Source organism: Phenylobacterium sp., assembly GCF_013911965.1.
In the GTDB taxonomy this organism is placed as follows: domain Bacteria; phylum Pseudomonadota; class Alphaproteobacteria; order Caulobacterales; family Caulobacteraceae; genus Phenylobacterium.
Genome location: NZ_JACESE010000007.1, coordinates 45063 through 60690 on the forward strand (window position 1 = coordinate 45063; position 15628 = coordinate 60690).

A 15628-nucleotide genomic window follows, 5' to 3' on the forward strand; every position below is an offset into this window, starting at 1 on the left:
CCCTCATGACGCGCCGACGGCAGCCGCGCAAGCGCCTCGAAGTTCCGTTTTCACGATCATTCGAGTAACAAAACAATTGATCTGACGAATTCTCATGTCGGTGCACGTTTTTCCCGCGATTTCCGGGAACCCACCGGGCGATTGTGCGTAAACGCTGGGCGCCAAGGGTTGACATAGTTAGATCGACGAACCAAATACGAGGCATGGATATGGAGAGCCTTCAGACGGTTCCGGCGCGCTCGCCCGAGGCCGGAGAGCGCTCGGGGGGGGATTTGGGCTTTTCGGCGCCGGGCGCCGAGGATGGTCCAGCCGTCCACGCGCTGATCGCGGCGTGCCCGCCGCTCGATCAGAATTCGGTCTACGCCAACCTGCTGCAATGCACCCACTTCGCCGACACCTGCGTGGCGGTGAAGCGCGAGGGCCGGCTGGTGGGCTGGGTCTCCGGCTACATCCCGCCGCAGGAGCCGGACGTCCTCTTCGTCTGGCAGGTGGCCGTCGCCGAGGAGGCGCGCGGCTTAGGCCTCGCCAAGCGCATGATCCGCCACATCCTGGACCGCGCTTCGTGCGCGGGCGTGGCGCGCATCAAGACCACGATCACCCCCGACAACGGCGCCTCCTGGGCGCTGTTCAAGGGGCTCGCCAAGGGGCTGGAGGCGGACATCTCCGACGCGCCCTGGTTCCTGAAGGACAAGCATTTCCCGAACGGCCACGAGACGGAGCACCTCGTCACGATCGGACCCTTCGCCGCCGATCGGCGGCCCTGAACCCCTTCACCCCACGACTTCGACCCAACCACCCGGGAGGGAAAATCACATGTACGACGCCGAAACCCCCACGGCGCGCGAGCCGCGCCCCTTCGCCACCTTCGAGCGGATGGAATCCAAGGTCCGCTCCTACTGCCGCAGCTTCCCCGCCGTCTTCGAGCGGGCCGAGGGCTCCTGGCAGTACGACAAGGACGGCAAGGGCTATATCGACTTCCTGACCGGCTGTTCGGTGCTGAACTACGGCCACAACCACCCGGCCATGAAGCAGGCGCTGATCGACTACATCCAGTCCGACGGCGTGGTGCACAGCCTGGACATGCACTCCAAGGCCAAGGGCGAGTTCCTCGAAGCGCTGGAGAGCAAGATCCTCAAGCCGCGCGGGATGAACTATCTCGCCCAGTTCACCGGCCCCACGGGCGCCAACGCCGTCGAGGCGGCGCTGAAGCTGGCGCGCAAGGTGACGGGCCGGACCAACGTCATCGCCTTCACCAACGGCTTCCACGGCGTCACGCTCGGCGCCCTGGCGGCCACCGGCAACAGCCACCACCGCGGCGGCGCCCACATCCCGCTCAGCGGCGTGACCCGGATGCCCTATGACGGCTACTTCGGGGAGGGCGTCGACACCGCCGCCCAGCTGGACAAGATGCTCAGCGACCCGTCGGGCGGCGTGGACAAGCCGGCCGCCATCATCGTCGAGGTCGTGCAGGGCGAGGGCGGCCTCAACGTCGCCTCGGCCGAGTGGCTGCAGAAGGTGGAGAAGATCGCCCGCAAGCACGGCGCGCTCTTCATCGTCGACGACATCCAGGCCGGCTGCGGCCGCACCGGGACCTTCTTCTCGTTCGAAGGCATGGGCCTGAAGCCCGACATCATCACCATGGCCAAGTCCCTGTCGGGCATGGGCCTGCCGATGGCGCTGGTTCTGGTGAAGCCCGAGCTCGACCAGTGGAAGCCGGGCGAGCACAACGGCACCTTCCGCGGCAACTGCCACGCCTTCGTCACCGCCAAGGCGGCGATCGACACCTTCTGGTCGGACGACGATTTCGCCGCCGAGGTTCAGCGCAAGGGCGAGCGCCTGCGCAAGGGCCTGCAGGAAATCGCCATGGCCAACCGCGGCGTGGTCAAGGGCCTGAAGGGCCGCGGCATGATGCGCGGCCTGGACGTGGGCTCGAGCGAGATTTCCGATCCCGTCGTCGATGCGGCCTTCAAGAAGGGCCTGATCATCGAAACCAGCGGCGCCCACGACCAGATCCTGAAGGTCCTGGCGCCCCTCAACATCTCCGACGCCGACCTCGATGCCGGCCTGGAGATCCTTTCCAACTGTGTGGCCGAAGCCGCGGAGCGCCAGGCGCTCGGTTCGGCGGCCTAAGGGAGTAAGCTTATGATCGTCCGCGACCTGAACGAAGCCAACCAGACCCGACGCCGCGTCGTCTCGAAGGGGTGGGAGAGCACCCGCCTTCTTCTGAAGGACGACCAGATGGGCTTCTCGTTCCACATCACGACCATCTACGCCGGCGCGGAACTGCCGATGCATTACCAGAACCATCTGGAGTCGGTTTACTGCATCTCCGGCGAGGGCTCGATCGAGGACACCGCCACGGGCGAAGTCCATGAGATCAAGCCGGGCGTCATGTACGCGCTGGACAAGCACGACAAGCACATCCTGCGCGGCAAGACCGAGATGAAGATGGCCTGCGTCTTCAATCCGCCGCTCAACGGCCTGGAAGTCCATGACGACACCGGCGCCTATCCCCTGGAGGCCGAGACCGTCTGAGGCAGGATCGCCGGCCCCGATCGCGGGGCCGGCCCGCATCACCCTTTGACTTTCCGACCCGCCGTGGCGCCCGACGGCCGCCGGGCGGGATGCGAGGCAGGAGGACGCCTTCCATGACCGATCTTTATCCATCACGCGTGGCCGACCAGCCGACCTGGCTGGAGCGCAAGGACCCGGTGGTCCACAGCCCGTGGCACTCGGAATCGCCGCTGAGCCAGGCCCAGCACGAGGCCTTCGAGCGCGACGGCTTCCTGGTGCTGCAGAACGTGTTCGAGGAAGACGAAATCGCCGCCCTGCAGGCGGAGATGAACCGCCTGCGCGGCATGCCGCCCACGCTCGACGCCGAGACCATCGTCGCCGAGCCCGCCTCGGGCGCCCTGCGCTCGATCTTCGCCATCCACCGGCAGAGCGCCCTGATCGGGCGGCTCGCCTCGGACGAGCGCCTGGTGTCGATCGCCAAGCACATCCTGGGCGACGAGGTCTACATCCACCAGTCGCGCCTGAACTATAAGCCCGGCTTCGACGGCAAGGAGTTCTACTGGCACTCCGACTTCGAGACCTGGCACACCGAGGACGGCATGCCGCGCATGCGCGCCATCTCGATGTCGGTGCAACTCGTGGACAATTTCGAGTTCAACGGGCCGCTGATGCTGATGCCCGGCTCGCACAAGACCTATGTCACCTGCGTCGGCGAGACGCCGGAGGACCACTACAAGCAGTCCCTGCGCAAGCAGGAGTACGGCGTGCCGGACCGTGAGAGCCTGGCCAAGCTGGCCGAGCAGCACGGCATCGCCGCGCCGACGGGCCCGGCGGGCTCGGTCGTGATCTTCGACTGCAACACCATGCACGGCTCGAACGGCAACATCACGCCGTATCCCCGGGCCAACGCCTTCATGGTCTACAACGCCGAGAGCAACGCCCTGCAGGCGCCGTTCGCGGCCCAGACGCCGCGCCCCGAATTCATCGGCGCGCGCGAACACACAGAGCGCCTGGTTCCCGTCCGCGGCAGCCTGGCCGAGCAGGTGAGGGCGGCCTGATGGGACATACGGTCGAAAAGATCGGCGGGACTTCGATCTCCAATACGGACGCGGTGCTCGCCAACATCCTCATCGCCGATCGCAAGGGCGATGACCTGTACAACCGCATCTTCGTGGTTTCGGCCTATGCCGGCATCACCAACCACCTGCTCGAGCACAAGAAGACCGGCGAGCCGGGCGTTTACGCCCTGTTCGCCTCGGCCTCGGCGCTGGAGGCGTCGGCCTGGCTGGATTCGCTGGCCAAGCTGCAGGCCGAGATGCTCCGCATCAACGCCGACCGGTTCGGCGACGGCCCCGATCGCAGGACGGCCGACGAGTTCATCCTGGCCCGCATCGAAGACGCCCGCTCGGCGCTGACCGATCTGCAGCGCCTGTGCGCCCACGGCCACTTCCGCCTCGACACCCAGCTGGGCGTCGTGCGCGAGATGCTGGCGTCCATGGGCGAGGCCCACAGCGCGCATAACCTGACGCTGGAGCTGAAGGCCCGCGGCGTGAACGCCCGCTTCGTCGACCTGACGGCCTGGGAGGACAAGCGGGCGCTGAGCCTGGACGAGCGCATCGCCGACGCCTTCGCCGGGGTCGACGTGACCAGCGAGCTGCCCATCGTCACCGGCTTCGCCCAGCGCAAGGACGGCCTGATGAAGGAGTTCGGGCGGGGCTATAGCGAGGTGGTCTTCAGCCGCATCGGCGTGATCACCGGCGCCAGCGAAGCCATCATCCACAAGGAGTTCCACCTTTCGAGCGCCGATCCCAAGCTCGTGGGCGAGAACGCCGTCCGCAAGATCGGCCGCACCAACTACGACGTGGCCGACCAGCTGGCGAACCTGGGCATGGAGGCCATCCACCCCCGCGCGGCGCGCGGCCTGCGCCACGCCAACATCCCGCTGATCGTCAAGAACACCTTCGAGCCGGAAGACCGAGGCACGTCCATCTGCGGCGACTTCGTCTCCGAGACGCCGCGGGTGGAGATCATCGCCGGCATGAAGGGCGTGACGGCGCTCGAACTGCTCGAGCAGGACATGGTGGGGGTGAAGGGCTACGACGCCGGCATCCTGGAGGTTCTGACGCGCCACAAGGTGCGGATCGTCTCCAAGGCGTCGAACGCCAACACCATCACCCACCATCTGGACGCCAACCCCAAGCAGGTGAAGCGGGTCATCGCCGAACTGGAGGAGCGATTCCCCAATGCGGCCATCTCCACCCAGAAGGTGGCCATCGTGGCGGCCATCGGCAGCGACCTGAACGTGCCGGGCCTGACCAGCCGCGCCACCGTCGCGCTCGGAGAGGCCGGCGTGGAGGTCCTGGGGATGCAGCAGCTCTCCCGTCGCGTGGACATCCAGTTCACCGTCGCCGAAGACGACTATGCCGCCGCCGTGACGGCGCTCCACCGACGGCTCGTCGAGGAGGAGGCCTCCCTGGCGAGGCCGATGCGCAGCGCCGCCTGATCCGGCGGAAGCCCGCGGCCCCGGCGCCGCGGGCTTCTTGCTGACGGCCAAGAACAAGACCCGGAGGAGGGCGACCCGTGACGATGTTCGTATTCCTGCTGTGCCTGGCGGCCTTCGTCGCCATCGGCCTTGCCTCGGTCCGCAAGGCCAAGGCCTCGAAGAAGGACTACTACCTCGCCAGCAGCAGCGTACATCCCGCCTTCGCCGGGCTTTCGGCGGTGGCCACGAACAACTCCGGCTACATGTTCATCGGGGTGATCGGCTTCACCTACGCCACGGGACTGGCGGCCATCTGGCTGATGATTGGCTGGATCCTCGGGGACTTCCTGGCCTCGCTCTTCATCCACCGTCGCCTGCGCGAGGTGACGGAAGTTTCCGGTCAGGTCTCGTTCGCCGCCGTCGTGGCCAAGTGGTCGGGGCAGGACTTCGGCGTCTGGCGCAAGATCGCCGCGGTCATCGCCGTGATCTTCCTCGGCGCCTATGCCGCCGCCCAGATCGCCGCCGGCGGCAAGGCCCTGCAGGGCGTGCTCGGCTGGACCCCGCAGTCGGGCGCCATCATCTCGGCCATCCTCATCCTGGCCTACAGCGCCTTCGGGGGCATCCGCGCCTCGATCTGGACCGATGCGGCGCAGTCCATCGTCATGGTCTTCGCCATGAGCCTGCTGCTGTTCGTCGCCGTCGCCGGCCGCGGCGGACTGGACGCCACCCACGCCGAGATGGCGGCCATACCCGGCTTCCTGAACCTCTTCCCCGACGACCTTCTGTTCCCGGGATTCCTGGGCATGGCGCTGTTCGTGCTCGGCTGGATGGCCGCCGGCCTCTCCGTCATCGGCCAGCCGCACGTCATGGTGCGCTTCATGGCGCTGAAGGAAGCCGACGACATGGCCGCCGCGCGCGGCTGGTACTACGGCTATTTCACCCTCTTCTACCTGCTGGCCACCGGCGTCGGCATGATGTCGCGCCTCTATCTGCCCGATCTCGCCGCCCTCACCCCGAACTCGCCCTGCCGACCATGGCCGTGGAACTGCTGCCGCCGGTGCTGGTCGGAGTCATCCTGGCCGGCATCTTCGCCGCCACCATGTCGACGGCCGACTCCCTCGTCCTGGCGTGCTCGGCGGCGATCACCAGCGACCTCGCCGAGAACCGCATCCAGCGGCCCTGGATCATGAAGTCGGTCACCGCCGCGGTGACGCTGCTGGCGCTCGGCTTCGCCCTGAGCGGATCGCGCAGCGTCTTCAGCCTCGTCATCCTGGCCTGGTCGACGCTCGCCTGCGCCTTCGGCCCGCTGATGATCATCCAGGCTCTGGGGCGGCGGGTGAACCAGCCGGTCGCCATCGGCCTCATGCTGGGCGGCGTCGGCATCGCGCTCTGGTGGCGGATGATGGGCTGGGAAGGGCAGGTCTATGAAGGCCTGCCGGGCATTCTGATCCCGACGCTCGTCGGCTTTGCGCTCAGCCGGCCCGTGGGGGCCGGGCGGGCGGCCGGCGGCGCGCCGGAGACGGCGGCCCCGGCGCCCGGTTCTTGACCGGCGGAGATTGACCCGACGCCGCACTCCGACGCATGACTCTCCGCCGGAGGAGTTGCGGCCCGCGCTCCCTGTCCCACACCGAACCCTAGAATTCGGCGAGGATGCGAGATCTGCGGGCCCTGAACGGAAGCGGAGACCCCAGCCATGCGCCTGGCCAAGCCAAGGATCGCCCCCCTCGCCGACGGGGAGCTCGACGCCGACCAGAAGGAGCTCCTGGCGCCCATGGCCGACCGCGGCCGGGTCCTGAACATCTTCCGCACCCTGGCGCGCGCGCCGAAGGCGATGAAGGGCTTCATGGGCTGGGGCAACTACGTCATGTCCCGCCGCAACGATCTGCCGGCGCGGGAGCGGGAGATCGTCATCCTGCGGACAGGCTATCTCTGCCGCTCGGGCTATGAGTGGACCCAACACGTCCCGATCGGAAAGCAGGCCGGCCTGACCGACGAGGAGGTGGCGCGCCTCAAGGCCGGCCCCGACGCGCCGGGCTGGAGCGCGGCCGACGCCGCCCTGATCCGCGCCGCTGACGAGCTTCACCAGGACCAGTTCGTCACCGAGCCGACCTGGCGGGCCCTGGGCGAGCATTTCAGCGACAAGCAGCGGATGGACGTGGTCTTCACCGCCGGCCAGTACACCCAGGTCTCCATGATGCTGAACACCTTCGGCGTGCAGCTGGACGAGGGGCAGACGCTCGATCCCGACCTGAAGGCCTTCTGATGGGCCGGCTGGACGGCAAGGCCGCGGTCATCTGCGGCGCCGGCCAGACGCCGGGCGAGACGCTCGGCAACGGGCGGGCCATGGCGCTGCTGTTCGCCCGCGAGGGGGCGAAGGTCCTCTGCGTCGACCGGGTGGGAGAGCGCGCCGCCGAAACCGCCCGGATGACCGCCGACGAAGGCGGGGCGGCCGAGTGGCTCGAGGCCGACATCTCCAAGGCCGAAGGCGCTGCGGCGGCGGTGGCTGCGGCGCGGGAGAAGTTCGGGGCGCTGGACGTCCTGGTCAACAATGTCGGCATCGGGGGCGGCGACGCGCCCGCGCACCTGGTGGAGGAGCAGGCCTTCGACCGCATCCTGTCGGTGAACCTGAAGGGCGCCTGGCTGACGTCGAAGGCGGCCATTCCGGTGATGCGCGAACAGGGCGGCGGAGCGATCGTGAACATCTCGTCCCTGGCCTCCATCGCCGGCGGCATCCAGGTGGCCTACGAAGTGTCGAAGGCGGCGATGAACCGGCTGACCACAAGCGTCGCCCAGTCGAACGCCAAGTACGGGATTCGCTGCAACGCCGTCCTGCCGGGGCTGATGGACACGCCCATGGCGGTGGACGGGATCGCCCGCGCCACCGGCCAGACGCCGCAGGCCGTCCGAGAGGCGCGCAGCGCCCGAGTGCCTCTGGGCGGAAAGATGGGCACGGCCTGGGATACGGCCTATGCCGCCCTGTTCCTGGCGTGCGACGAGAGCCGCTTCGTCACCGGCGTGCTGCTGCCGGTCGACGGCGGCATGTCCAGCCGCATCGGCTGAAAACCATTTTCATTCAGGAGATTGCTTTGAAGAACCTGTTCAGCGTCGAGGGCAAGGTCGTCCTCATCACCGGCGGCAGCCGCGGCATCGGCGAGATGATCGCCCGCGGCTATGTGGAGAACGGCGCCAAGGTCTACATCTCCTCGCGCAAGGCCGAGGTCTGCGACCGGGTGGCCGAGGAGCTGTCGGAATACGGGACCTGCATTTCTCTGCCCTTCGACCTGGGCGGCATGGACGGGATCGAGGGCCTGGCCAATGCGGTCAAGGAACGCGAGTCCCGCCTGGACGTGCTGGTGAACAACGCCGGCGCCACCTGGGGCGCGCCCATCGACGAGTATCCCGAGGACGGCTGGGACAAGACCGTCGACCTGAACGTCAAATCGATCTTCTTCCTGACCCAGAAGCTGCTGCCCCTGCTGCGGGCCGCGGCCAGCGCCGACGAGCCCGCGCGCGTGATCAACATCGCCTCGGTGAACGGCATCGAGCCGCCGGCCCTGGAGACCTATGCCTATTCGACCTCCAAGGCCGGCTGCATCATGCTGACCCGCCACCTGGCCAAGCGGCTGGCGCCGGAGCACATACTGGTCAACGCCATCGCGCCGGGGCCCTTCCCGTCGAAGATGATGGCCGCGACGCTCGCCCAGGCGGGCGACGCCATCGCCAAGAACAATCCCCGCGGCCGCATCGGCCAGCCGGAGGACATCGCCGGCGTCGCCATCTTCCTGGGCAGCCGCGCCTCGGCCTACACGACCGGCGCCACCATCCCCTGCGACGGCGGCTCCGCCGAGGTCTGATCCGGCTTAAGGATAGCCGCGCGCGGCGATGTAGGCGTCCAGCTGCTGGACGCGCGCGGCGTCCGAGGGGTGGGTCGACAGGATCGCCGGTCCGCTGGACCCGCTCGCCCGGGCGGCCATGCGCCGCCAAAGGTCCACCCCGCGGCGGGCGCTGAAGCCCGCGCGGACCATCAGGTCCAGGCCCAGCCGGTCCGCCTCCAGCTCATGCTGGCGCGAATAGGGCATCAGAACCGCCACCTGCAGGGCGGGGCCGGCGTAGCGCCCGAGCGCCTGGGCCAGGCCGCTCTCGGCGTTCTGCGTGGCGGCGCCGACGAGCCCGGCGCCGACCTGGGCCAGGGCCGTCTGCGAGTAGCGCTCTGCGGCGTGGTTGGCGGTCACGTGCGCCACCTCGTGACCCAGCACGGCGGCCAGTTCGTCGTCATTGGCCACGAACTTCATCATGCCGGTGGTCACGCCGACCTTGCCGCCCGGCAGGACGAAGGCGTTGATCGCGTCGTCCTGGAAGACGGCGTATTCCCAGGCCTGTCCGCCGAGGGCCGCGGCCTGGACGATCTGGCCGCCGACGCGCCGCACCCGCGCATTGGCCGCCGGGTCGTTGGAGAGCCGTTCGGTCTGCTTCATCTGCGCCCAGGCCTGGGCGCCCTGCTGCGAGAGCGCGGCCGGGTCGACCAGCAGCACCTGCTGGCGACCGAGATCCGAATTGTAGGAACAGGCGGCCAGCGCCATGGCCAGGGCTGGCGCGGTCAGGCGGCGGGCAGGGGTCATGGCGCGGCGGGTCTGGGACATGCGGCGGGCTCCTCCGATCAGCTTCACGTTAGCGCAGAAACGTGTCGCCGCAGAATGGGTCGCATGCCGCCGCATTGACGACCCATCTCTCCGCCAGTATCGATATTGAGAACCATTCGCAAATGGAGAGTCGCCATGGCGGGCGTCGAGGCGTGGACCGCACTTCCCCAACACGAGGGGCCGCAGGGCCTGACCTGCGGCGAGCAGCTCGTGCTCGCCGGCTGCCGGTACTGGGCGAGCCTGCGCCTTGCGGGGCAGGAGCCGCAGGGGCCGGTCCGCAGTCTGGTTGCGGCCCGGGCGAGCGACCGTGCCGCGGCCCTGTTCGTGGCCATGATGGAGAGCCTCGAGAAGCAGACGCGGCGGCCCCTCGACTTCCGGTGCGGCGGCTGCGCCGGCTATTCCCCCGACGAGCAGCGCCTGGTCGTCGCCTGCGGGATCAGCCGCATCGACATGCAGACCGCGCGCGCCCTCCTGACGCCCCTGGTGCACCAGCCCGAGCCGGTGGTGGTCTTCGCCCGCGCCGTGAACATGGTGCTGGCCCACGAAGGTCTGGACCTGCCCGTCAGGCTCTCCGATCCGAAGCCGCAGATCCGGCCGGGCGCCGCCCGCCCGGCGGGGGCGACGCTCCATTGAGGCGGGGGGCGACCCATTTCCGCCACGAGCCCGTGGGAGCAGGGGCCGGCCGTTGAACCGCAGGAGATCTCCGCCATGCCTCGCCGCCTCGTCGTGACCGCCCTGTCCCTCTGCGGCCTGTTCGCCGCCGGATCGGCTTCGGCCGCCGAGGGCCGCTTCATCCACCCGGCCGACACGGACCGCGACGACCGCATCAGTCGGGAGGAATGGGTGGCCTACAAGCTTCCCGCCGCGGAGTTCGACAAGGCCGATACGGACGGCGACGGCGTGATCAACGGGCCGGAATTCGTCGCCTGGAGCCAGACCCGCAACTGATCGCCCGGAACGGCCCGCCGCCGGACGCGTTTGCCAAGCTCAAGCTTGGAGGCGTCGAATGCTGAAGTGGGCCGGAATTTTCCTGCTGGTGATGATCGCTGCGGCGATTGTCGGCTTTCTGGTGGAGGCGGTGCGCTTTATCGCCGGCTTCCTCGTCGTGGCCTGCCTCATCGGCTTCGTCGCCACCGGCGGCCTCAAGATGTTCGGGAAGAAGGGCGGCGACTGACGCCGCCCCAGCCCCTTCGGGCCGCTATTCCCGCGTGTAGTGGTCCGGGATCTTCGGCTCCTTGCCCGCCTTGCCCCACAGGACGATCTCGTTGCCCCAGGGGTCGCGGAAGGCGTGGTTGAAGCCGTTGAACTCGGCCCAGTAGTGGTTCTTCCACAGGATGGTCGCGCCTCGGGCCTCGGCGGCCGAGAGGATGCGTTCGGGCGTGTCGTCGTCGCTGATCAGGATCCAGACCCGCGGCTTGCGGCCGTCGCTGACGGTGCGGGGTTCGACGCCCTCGGGGTTCGGATGCGGCCGGGCGTTGGCCGTCTTGTGGATGCCGATGTGCAGATTGCCGATCTCGCTGTCGCTGCCGTCCGGATTGCGGAACTGGCCGCCCGGAACCAGCCGGTGATAGAGCCCCTTGGGCCGGGGATCGTCCTGCCAGCCGAAGACCTCGGCATAGAACTGGCCGGCGGCGGCGGGGTCGTCGGCGGCGAGGTCGACGAAGATCAGGGTGTTGGGATAGCCCACGGGAACTCCTCTTGGCTCACAGGCCGCCTGCGCGGCGCACGCGGAACCTAGGGGAGGGCGGGCCTCGGCTTCTTGTCCGTCCGCGCCGAGGACCTTGCCTGAGCGCGCAAAGAACAAGCTCTGAGCGCTCTTCTGAAATTTTACTGAAAATGTGCAAAAGGACTGGTCAAACCGGCGCCGCAGCCGCCACCCTGGGCGGCATCGCAGTTCCTCGATCCCAGGAGTTCACGTGCAGGACCTCGCCGACCGTACGCTCGACCAGCTCTTCCGCCAGGCGCGCACGCACAATGTGTGGTCCGACGAGCCGATCTCCGAGGCGACCCTCCACGCGCTCTACGAGCTTCTGAAGTGGGGGCCCACCTCCGGAAACTGCGGCCCCGGCCGCTTCGTCTTCCTGCGTTCGGCCGAGGCCAAGGAGAAGCTCTCGCCGCACCTGTCGCGCGGCAACCGGGCCAAGACCATGGCCGCCCCGGTGTGCGTGATCGTCGCCTACGACCTGAACTTCGCCGAGAAGCTGCCCTATCTCTTCCCTCACGACCCCAAGGCCAAGGACTGGTTCGCCGATCCTCAGGTCCGTTTCGAGACCGCCCTGCGAAATTCGAGCCTCCAGGGCGCCTATCTGATCATGGCGGCCCGGGCGCTCGGCCTCGACTGCGGCCCGATGTCGGGCTTCGACAACGCCGGCGTGGACGAGGCCTTCTTCGCCGGCACGAGCTGGCGGTCCAACTTCCTCGTGGCCCTGGGCCGCGGCAAGCCCGAAGGCGTCTATCCGCGAAATCCGAGGCTGGCCTTCGAGGAGGCCTGCCAGATCCTCTGACGGCGGGCCGCGGAATCGCCGCGGCGCTGGCCGGTCCTGACATTTCAGACTAAGCACTTGGGGTGACCAGGCCGAAGAGCCCGGCGTCCGGAGGAAGGAAGAAGAGTGGGACGGAGTGTCAGCGTGAACCCGGCTGCGGCAGGCAGAGAGACCCAGGGCGAGGGAATCATCGCCGCCACCGGAGAGTGGTCGCCGGAACTGCAGAAGGCGCGCGCCTACGAGCAGATCCTGCTGGACATCATCCTGGGCGAACTGGCGCCTGGGGCGCGCCTCGACGAGCAGGCGCTCACCCGCCGCTACAATACGGGCCTGGCCGGGGTGCGTGACGCCCTCGGTCGCCTGGCCCTGGAAGGCATGGTGGTCCGCCGCTCCCGCGCGGGCACCACGGTTTCGCCGCTCGACCTCGTCGATCTCCGCGAAGGCTACGAGGCCCGCGCCCTGATCGAGCCGCACTGCGCGGCCATGGCCGCGCGCAACGCCAACGAGGACGAGATCGCCCAGATCCTCGCCGCCTTCGACGACGCCGAGCGGGCGACGCGCGACTATGACCGCCGCGCCCTCGTGGCCATGGACCAGCGCTTCCATGCGCTGATCGCGCGGGCCAGCCGCAACGCCGCGCTCGCCCGCATCCTCATTCCGCTGCAGCACAAGGCGGCGCGCTTCTGGGTCTATTCCATGGGCGCGACCACGGAGGAGGAGCGGCTGGCCGACATCTGCCACCACCGCGCCATCGCCCAGCGGATCGCCGCCCGCGACGCCGAGGGCGCCCGCGCGGCCATGATCCTCGTCCTCGGCTCCATGCCCCAGACCGTGCGGCGCTCTCTCACCGGCTTCGGCGAGGAGGACGCGCAATCGGCGAGCGCGGGTGCGGCCTGACCACCTTCTGGTTGATCCCCGGCCCGGGGGTGATCCACGGGCGGGCGCCGCATCGCCGAAACTGAGCGTCAGGCGGGCGCCTCTGAAATTCCGTCTGACATTTCACGTGACATTTTTGACCTGCCGGGCGCGGCGGGCGAGCTTGTGTCCAAGAGCAGCGCGGACGCGGGGATAACCGCCACCCGGCGGAGGGTCCGCGCTCTCGGATGAGGGCGAAATGTCAAAGAGACTTCTGCTGGTGGCGGGCGCCTCCCTGTCCGCACTGATTGCAAGCCCTGGGTTCGCCTGGGCCCAGGCCGACCTGGTCGACGAAGTGGTGGTGACGGCGCGCGACAAGACGGGCCTTCTGGAGAAGGATCCCAGCGACAGCGTGTTCGGCCTGGACAAGGCCCTTATCGAGACGCCGCGCTCGGCCAGCTTCGCCAGCGACGTGACGCTGGAGCGCTATGGCATCCAGTCCATCGACGACCTGACGGCGGTCTCGCCCGGCACCTATACCGCCAGCTTCTATGGCGTGCCCGGCGCCCTGAACATTCGCGGCACCCTGGCGGAGAACTACTTCCGCGGCTTCAAGCGCATCGAGAACCGCGGCACCTATTCGACGCCGATCGCCGACGCGGCGCAGATCGAGATCGTCCGCGGCCCGCCCACGCCCATCTATGGCGCGGGCAAGGTGGGCGGCATGCTCAACTTCATCCCCAAGTCCGGGAAGATGGAGGGCGAGTACATCTCCGAGATCGGCGGCGACGTCTCGCTGACCGTCGGCTCGTACCAGAAGAAGCTGGCCAACGGGCAGATCAGCATCCCGCTCAACTTCGGCGGCACGGAGGGCGGCTTCCACCTGTTCGCCGAGGCGGAGAACTCCGAGAGCTTCTATCGGGGGATCACGCCCCGGAAGGAGATCATCGAAGCCTCCGTCGACTTCGAGCTCGGCGACGGCTGGAGCACGGCCTTCGGCGGCATGGCCTACCACTCCGACGGCGACGTCCAGACGCCGGGCTGGAACCGCCTGACCCAGGAACTGATCGACGACCAGACCTACATCACCGGCCGGGACACCACGCTGACGGACGCCAATGGCGACGGCAAGCTCACGCCGAACGAGATCGGCTTCTACCCGTACGCCTCGGCGCTCTATCTCGCCTACTACGGCTTCCCGCAGTCGGACGCGAACCACACGCTGGACACCGGCGTGGGCACGACCAAGCTCGACCCGCGAACGGTCTACATCAGCGACGCCGACTTCTCGCACACCTGGACGCGGACGGCGTACTTCGACCTGGTCAAGGACTTCGACAACGGCTCGGCGCTGAAGTTCCAGCTCTTCTACGACGACCTGAAGAACAAGCGCTTCGTGTCCTACGGCTATCCGGCCTATTTCGACTCCTGGGTGGGTGAGGCGCGGGTCACCTACAACTTCGACTACGACCTCGCCTTCATGACGTCGCAGTCCTTCGTCGGCGCCTCCTATCGCAAGTTCGACGGCAATCGGAAGGAGAGCTACAACTCCGGCCTGATCGCGCTCGACCGCCGCGACATCGCCTTCGGCGCCACGCCTAACGACATCATCGACGAGCCCTATTCCGTCGAGCCCTACGGCCTGCAGTGGGAGAACGACAACGCCTCCACCTGGAGCCAGGCGGGCGTGTTCTTCACCTCCGACATCTATTTCGGCGAGCGGCTGAACCTGATGATCGGCGGCCGCTATGACGACTACAAGGTCGAGTCCGAGGATACGGGCCTGGTCAGCTATCAGCCGGCCGGCGAAAAGAAGGACGGCAAGGGGAAGGGCACCTACACCGCCTCGCTGTCCTACCAGTTCGACTTCGGCCTGATGCCCTACATCACCTATGCCGAGGCCGCGGCGCTCGAGATGAGCCAGGCCGGCGACATCGCCCCCTCGCTGATCGCCAACCAGTCCTGGCTGTCGGACTCCGACCTCGCCGAGGCGGGCGTGAAGTTCCAGCTCCTGCAGGGCACGCTGGTCGGCTCCATCGCCGCCTACCGGCAGAACCGGACCCAGCTGACCGGCGGACCGAACCCGACGGTGCGGGGCAGCCGCTCCAAGGGCGTCGAGCTCGAGGTGCGCTATCTCGCTAGCGAGAATCTCAGCTTCACCTTCGCCGGCAACAACCAGAGCACGACCATTAAGGGACCGGACGCGAGCTTCGCCTATATCCCCTACTATGTGACGGGCGTCGATCCGGTGAACGCCTTCGGCGGGACCTATGTGGTGTGGGCCTTCTCCGACCTTCCGGGCCGGGGCGGCGACTACGACTACACCCTGATCCCCGAAACCGTGCTCAGCCTCTATGGCAGCTACACCAGCGACGAGTACGCCTGGGGCCAGGTGGGCGGAACGTTCGGCGCCACCTATGTGAGCGAGACCGCGCAGACGGTGGAGAACCCGATCACCTATCCGTCCTACACCACCGCCAGCCTGTCCATGTTCTACCAGCGCGGTCCGTTCCAGGCCTCGCTGAACGTCGATAACGTCTTCGACGAGCTTTATTTCACGCCCGCCGCGGACTCCTACGCCAACCTCGCGGCCCTTCCGGGCAAGGGCCGCGAATGGCGGGTGACCCTGAAGCGGTCGTTCTGATCCATGCGTC

Annotated in this window: 17 protein-coding genes and 1 pseudogene; 16 read left to right on the forward strand and 2 right to left on the reverse strand. The window is 68.1% G+C overall.

The genetic code is table 11. From position 1 onward, the window contains the following. Positions 1 to 209: 209 nt before the first annotated feature. From ectA to H2041_RS08765, 10 genes and pseudogenes are all read left to right on the forward strand, one after another. Complete coding sequence (gene ectA, locus H2041_RS08720; RefSeq protein ID WP_293411699.1) at positions 210 to 764, forward strand: diaminobutyrate acetyltransferase; 555 nt, start codon at positions 210 to 212, stop codon at positions 762 to 764. A 49-nt stretch (positions 765 to 813) separates the two neighbouring features. After that, positions 814 to 2130 (forward strand): diaminobutyrate--2-oxoglutarate transaminase, encoded by a 1317-nt coding sequence (gene ectB / locus H2041_RS08725; protein WP_293411701.1) that lies wholly within the window; start codon positions 814 to 816, stop codon positions 2128 to 2130. 12 nt (positions 2131 to 2142) lie between these two features. Beyond that, positions 2143 to 2535 (forward strand): ectoine synthase, encoded by a 393-nt coding sequence (locus H2041_RS08730; RefSeq protein WP_293411703.1) that lies wholly within the window; start codon positions 2143 to 2145, stop codon positions 2533 to 2535. A 113-nt stretch (positions 2536 to 2648) separates the two neighbouring features. Then, entirely contained in the window at positions 2649 to 3572 is a 924-nt protein-coding gene (thpD, locus tag H2041_RS08735) for an ectoine hydroxylase (RefSeq protein WP_293411705.1), read from the forward strand. Continuing rightward, a complete protein-coding gene (locus H2041_RS08740) occupies positions 3572 to 5017 on the forward strand; it encodes an aspartate kinase (protein WP_293411707.1) in 1446 nt (481 codons plus the stop codon). The genes thpD and H2041_RS08740 overlap by 1 nt, the downstream gene beginning before the upstream one ends. Before the next feature lie 83 nt (positions 5018 to 5100). Further along, positions 5101 to 5964: pseudogene (locus tag H2041_RS08745) on the forward strand (hypothetical protein); the annotation flags it as partial. Between the two features lie 65 nt (positions 5965 to 6029). Further along, positions 6030 to 6542, forward strand: coding sequence for a hypothetical protein (locus tag H2041_RS08750; RefSeq protein ID WP_293411709.1), 513 nt, complete (start codon positions 6030 to 6032; stop codon positions 6540 to 6542). Between the two features lie 147 nt (positions 6543 to 6689). Next, positions 6690 to 7259: a carboxymuconolactone decarboxylase family protein gene (locus H2041_RS08755; RefSeq protein WP_293411711.1), complete on the forward strand. Its 570-nt coding sequence runs from the start codon at positions 6690 to 6692 to the stop codon at positions 7257 to 7259. Then, positions 7259 to 8056: an SDR family NAD(P)-dependent oxidoreductase gene (locus H2041_RS08760; protein ID WP_293411713.1), complete on the forward strand. Its 798-nt coding sequence runs from the start codon at positions 7259 to 7261 to the stop codon at positions 8054 to 8056. Before H2041_RS08755 ends, H2041_RS08760 begins: the two co-directional genes overlap by 1 nt. Before the next feature lie 26 nt (positions 8057 to 8082). Beyond that, the gene (locus H2041_RS08765; RefSeq protein WP_293411715.1) at positions 8083 to 8850 is read left to right on the forward strand and encodes an SDR family oxidoreductase; all 768 of its coding nucleotides are present in this window, start codon (positions 8083 to 8085) and stop codon (positions 8848 to 8850) included. 6 nt (positions 8851 to 8856) lie between these two features. Here H2041_RS08765 and H2041_RS08770 read toward each other — a convergent pair whose 3' ends face one another. Then, positions 8857 to 9636, reverse strand: coding sequence for a M48 family metallopeptidase (locus H2041_RS08770; protein WP_293411717.1), 780 nt, complete (start codon positions 9634 to 9636; stop codon positions 8857 to 8859). Between the two features lie 135 nt (positions 9637 to 9771). Between H2041_RS08770 and H2041_RS08775 the strand changes: the two genes are divergently transcribed. The 3 genes from H2041_RS08775 (at position 9772) to H2041_RS08785 (ending at position 10810) form a co-directional block, all read left to right on the forward strand. Then, the gene (locus H2041_RS08775; RefSeq protein WP_293411719.1) at positions 9772 to 10269 is read left to right on the forward strand and encodes a hypothetical protein; all 498 of its coding nucleotides are present in this window, start codon (positions 9772 to 9774) and stop codon (positions 10267 to 10269) included. Between the two features lie 75 nt (positions 10270 to 10344). Next, a complete protein-coding gene (locus H2041_RS08780) occupies positions 10345 to 10584 on the forward strand; it encodes a hypothetical protein (RefSeq protein ID WP_293411721.1) in 240 nt (79 codons plus the stop codon). 58 nt (positions 10585 to 10642) lie between these two features. Next, on the forward strand, positions 10643 to 10810 hold the full coding sequence (locus H2041_RS08785) for a hypothetical protein (RefSeq protein ID WP_293411723.1): 168 nt from the start codon (positions 10643 to 10645) through the stop codon (positions 10808 to 10810). A gap of 24 nt (positions 10811 to 10834) precedes the next feature. Here H2041_RS08785 and H2041_RS08790 read toward each other — a convergent pair whose 3' ends face one another. Next, positions 10835 to 11323 (reverse strand): VOC family protein, encoded by a 489-nt coding sequence (locus H2041_RS08790; protein WP_293411725.1) that lies wholly within the window; start codon positions 11321 to 11323, stop codon positions 10835 to 10837. A 229-nt stretch (positions 11324 to 11552) separates the two neighbouring features. Between H2041_RS08790 and H2041_RS08795 the strand changes: the two genes are divergently transcribed. The 3 genes from H2041_RS08795 (at position 11553) to H2041_RS08805 (ending at position 15618) form a co-directional block, all read left to right on the forward strand. After that, on the forward strand, positions 11553 to 12140 hold the full coding sequence (locus H2041_RS08795) for a malonic semialdehyde reductase (protein WP_293411727.1): 588 nt from the start codon (positions 11553 to 11555) through the stop codon (positions 12138 to 12140). Positions 12141 to 12263: 123 nt separating this feature from the next. Further along, positions 12264 to 13016, forward strand: a complete 753-nt coding sequence (locus H2041_RS08800) for a GntR family transcriptional regulator (RefSeq protein ID WP_293411729.1) — start codon at positions 12264 to 12266, stop codon at positions 13014 to 13016. A gap of 217 nt (positions 13017 to 13233) precedes the next feature. Then, positions 13234 to 15618, forward strand: coding sequence for a TonB-dependent siderophore receptor (locus tag H2041_RS08805; RefSeq protein ID WP_293411731.1), 2385 nt, complete (start codon positions 13234 to 13236; stop codon positions 15616 to 15618). Positions 15619 to 15628 lie beyond the last annotated feature (10 nt).

Bases quoted from the DNA above. Each gene is read 5' to 3' on its own strand.
- ectA (WP_293411699.1), top strand. From the start codon at position 210: ATGGAGAGCCTTCAGACGGTTCCGGCGCGCTCGCCCGAGGCCGGAGAG.
- ectB (WP_293411701.1), top strand. From the start codon at position 814: ATGTACGACGCCGAAACCCCCACGGCGCGCGAGCCGCGCCCCTTCGCC.
- H2041_RS08730 (WP_293411703.1), top strand. From the start codon at position 2,143: ATGATCGTCCGCGACCTGAACGAAGCCAACCAGACCCGACGCCGCGTC.
- thpD (WP_293411705.1), top strand. From the start codon at position 2,649: ATGACCGATCTTTATCCATCACGCGTGGCCGACCAGCCGACCTGGCTG.
- H2041_RS08740 (WP_293411707.1), top strand. From the start codon at position 3,572: ATGGGACATACGGTCGAAAAGATCGGCGGGACTTCGATCTCCAATACG.
- H2041_RS08750 (WP_293411709.1), top strand. From the start codon at position 6,030: ATGGCCGTGGAACTGCTGCCGCCGGTGCTGGTCGGAGTCATCCTGGCC.
- H2041_RS08755 (WP_293411711.1), top strand. From the start codon at position 6,690: ATGCGCCTGGCCAAGCCAAGGATCGCCCCCCTCGCCGACGGGGAGCTC.
- H2041_RS08760 (WP_293411713.1), top strand. From the start codon at position 7,259: ATGGGCCGGCTGGACGGCAAGGCCGCGGTCATCTGCGGCGCCGGCCAG.
- H2041_RS08770 (WP_293411717.1), bottom strand. From the start codon at position 9,636: ATGTCCCAGACCCGCCGCGCCATGACCCCTGCCCGCCGCCTGACCGCG.
- H2041_RS08775 (WP_293411719.1), top strand. From the start codon at position 9,772: ATGGCGGGCGTCGAGGCGTGGACCGCACTTCCCCAACACGAGGGGCCG.
- H2041_RS08780 (WP_293411721.1), top strand. From the start codon at position 10,345: ATGCCTCGCCGCCTCGTCGTGACCGCCCTGTCCCTCTGCGGCCTGTTC.
- H2041_RS08785 (WP_293411723.1), top strand. From the start codon at position 10,643: ATGCTGAAGTGGGCCGGAATTTTCCTGCTGGTGATGATCGCTGCGGCG.
- H2041_RS08805 (WP_293411731.1), top strand. From the start codon at position 13,234: ATGTCAAAGAGACTTCTGCTGGTGGCGGGCGCCTCCCTGTCCGCACTG.